This is a genomic window from Microcoleus sp. OTE_8_concoct_300, from assembly GCF_031383065.1.
In the GTDB taxonomy this organism is placed as follows: Bacteria; Cyanobacteriota; Cyanobacteriia; order Cyanobacteriales; family Microcoleaceae; genus Microcoleus.
Map to the genome: position 1 here is coordinate 1 of NZ_JANMZH010000531.1, position 1,704 is coordinate 1,704.

The 1,704-nt window shown below is 42.0% G+C and carries 1 protein-coding gene; it reads left to right on the forward strand.

Annotation, left to right across the window (positions count from 1 at the left end):
- Positions 1-152 precede the first annotated feature (152 nt).
- Positions 153-1,607: a DUF1802 family protein gene (locus tag ACUVJL_RS24590; RefSeq protein ID WP_445248232.1), complete on the forward strand. Its 1,455-nt coding sequence runs from the start codon at positions 153-155 to the stop codon at positions 1,605-1,607.
- Positions 1,608-1,704: the final 97 nt, after the last annotated feature.

Below are 1,704 nucleotides of genomic sequence, written 5' to 3' on the forward strand. Positions count from 1 at the left end.
ATCTGATTGAAGATGAACCCGTAACTGTAGCGGAGTCTATTATGGATGACTTATCGGAGTCCGAAGAATTAGATAAGTCGTGCGATAATTTACTCAGCCAATTTAATTAAGGCTTCATAAACTATCAATTTCATATTGGCAAAAATACTCTTATGTCGCTAGTCAACATTGACAGGGCTATCCGTTTGTCGGCCCCAGACGTAGAAGCTTTAATTCAAGGGCGAATGATTGCAGCTATAGTGTGGCGAACGTTTAATCCGGGAGAACAATATGCACTCTATCCTGGCAATGTTTCAGGTGATTTGCCTTGCGATCGATATTATCGATCGCATTTTTTACCCGTTGCTCAAAAGGCACTTGCTCAGTTAAATTCAGATAAAGTTTCGATCAAAGCTTGGGCTAAGTGCGAATTGTGCCAAATGGTGAATGAGGCGGAATCTTTAGAGGCTTTGTCGCGGTTAACAGTCTGGAAAACAGAGGCATTACAGCAAATTCTCCAGCAGCGTCCTTTTATTTTTGTAGCTTACCTGCGGGTTTATCTGCTACCTCAGCCGCTAGAAATGTCTGTGCATCCCAGCGGCAATTTTGTACCTTTGCCAAAGTCTCTAAATGTTACTGATTCAACGCCTGTGTTGAGCGAGTCTATCTTTGCTAAACGCCGTCAAAAGCTGCAAAAACTAGAGCCTCCTGAACATCCCGAATTAGAAGAGTTGCAAAGTGCATTAGTGCATTTATCCACCACCAACCCAAAAGCCAAACAACTAGACGCAGAAATTAAAATATTTCTAGGTTGGTCTGAAAATTTACCAGCAGCAAAACCAGATCTAGATTTAGATTGGATTAAAACGATCGCAGCTTTAGGCAATCGCAGCATAGAACTAGAAGAAAAAAAAAGCAACTATCAAGCAGGCACCGATTTTGAGAATATCACACGTCAAAGCCTTGAATTCTTAGGATTCCAGATTGAGAAGGCCTACAAAGGCGGTGCTGGTGGCTTAGATTTATTTTGCTCCAAACCCTATCCCTTAGTTGGTGAGTGTAAGGCGGGTAAACTTATCCCCAGTCGAACTGCTGAGGAATTGATTAAACTGGGAGGAATGCACTTAAGTCGGGATAAATTTTTAGAATCTACCAAGTTAGTAATTGGCCCTGGCAATCCTTCGGGGGATATGTTGAAAGCAGCACAAGAATGGAAAATTAGTATTATCAATGCCATGACTTTACAGAAGCTAGTTGAGTTAAAAGCTAAATATCCAGGTGCTGTCAACTTAGTTGAACTCAAGCCCTATCTAGAAATGGGGCGGCAAATTGACGACAGAATTAATGATTATATTCAGAAACTTGAAAGAGAAATTAGGCTGCGATCGCAAATCATACAAGCAGTGAAACAACTTTGCTCAGATAGCGACTTTCCAACGGTTGTTGAGATTAAAGTTCAATACAATGCTACATTTGCCGCCACTGATTCTAAGCTGACAAACGAATCAGTAAAGGATTTGACTATAGAGCTTGCTTCACCGCTGACTGGTTACTTAGGGCGAATTAAAGGAGACAATTGGCAAAGCGATCGCTTTTATTTCCTGCGCGACTTGCCGCTAGATGATTGAGATACGTCAAGGGCGATTCCCTTCGGGATAGCTTCGCTTCACGTACTTCATCCAATTTCCTACACAGCATCAGGATCTACGCCCAATTCCCGCAACC